Origin of the sequence: Mesorhizobium sp. M1A.F.Ca.IN.020.06.1.1 (assembly GCF_004023265.1) — a bacterium.
GTDB lineage: Bacteria > Pseudomonadota > Alphaproteobacteria > Rhizobiales > Rhizobiaceae > Mesorhizobium.
The window spans coordinates 1-962 of sequence record NZ_RZSR01001454.1 but is presented as its reverse complement, the minus strand read 5'-3'; the positions used below and the strand labels follow the sequence as shown (position 1 = coordinate 962).

General features: G+C 62.4%; 1 protein-coding gene. It reads right to left on the bottom strand.

The genetic code is table 11. The features are described from left to right. Nucleotides 1-320: 320 nt before the first annotated feature. Nucleotides 321-869: a plastocyanin/azurin family copper-binding protein gene (locus EOA60_RS34805; protein ID WP_127334740.1), complete on the bottom strand. Its 549-nt coding sequence runs from the start codon at nucleotides 867-869 to the stop codon at nucleotides 321-323. Nucleotides 870-962: the final 93 nt, after the last annotated feature.

Genomic DNA, 962 nt, shown 5'->3' with positions numbered 1-962 from the left:
CACGGTTGGGCTCGTCGGCTCTTGCTTCGGCAAGCCTCAGGCCGGACTCGATGACCGCCAGCAGGTTCCTGAAGTCATGCGCAATGCCGCCAGTCATCTCCCCCAATGCAGCAAGGCGATTCCTCGCACGCTCGCGTCCCTCGACTACGGCCCAGCCATCGATAGAAGCGTCCAGCAACTGAGAGCGCCCGCCTCGCCCAGCTTGAGACCGCGACTGATTTTCGCATGTATGCACGTCGCCTGTCATGAGAGCCGTCCCCAATCGACGACAGCCGGGAACTCGTGCCCCGGTCTGACGCAGTATCCAATCCTTCCTTGTTTCAGCCCGGTCCCGTAGGCATGGTCTGATCGCGCCGGACGAACCCTCGTGTCATGATGTCTTCGACTTTCGGAAATGCCTTGAGGGCCGCCTCCGGCAGAACGCCATTCGGGCCAACCAGCTCGGTCCAGCCATGTGCCTCGGGCGCTCCGACGATGATACGTCCGACCATTCCGGCGTGCTCATGCGGGATGCAATAGTAGTCATAGGCCCCCTTCTCGGTGAAAATGACCGAAAAGCTCTCATTGGGCAGGAGGTAATCGGAATCCCACGGTTTTGCCGCCTTGGGCATGCGGCGCGGTCTCTCGAAGTTCGTCGGACTGTAGGCAGTCGCCGTGTGCGAATTGCCGGAATTGAGATTCGTCCAGCGCACCGTCTGTCCCGGTTCGACCAGGATGCCGATCGGGTCGAACCAGACCTGTGAGCCGTCGTCGCGGCCTCGCATTCTGATTTCCACCACCTCGTCGGCCCACGCGACCTGGGGAGAGAGGGAAAGGGCAGCCACAAGCCCGCCACCCCCGCCCAGTACCTGACGACGTGTGACGCTCATTTGGCGACACGTGCTTCGTCGGCGGCAGAGACGTGCCACAACACGACGTGGGCGTGCGGTTCCGGAACGCCGGGATGCCCGGCATTGTAGTAG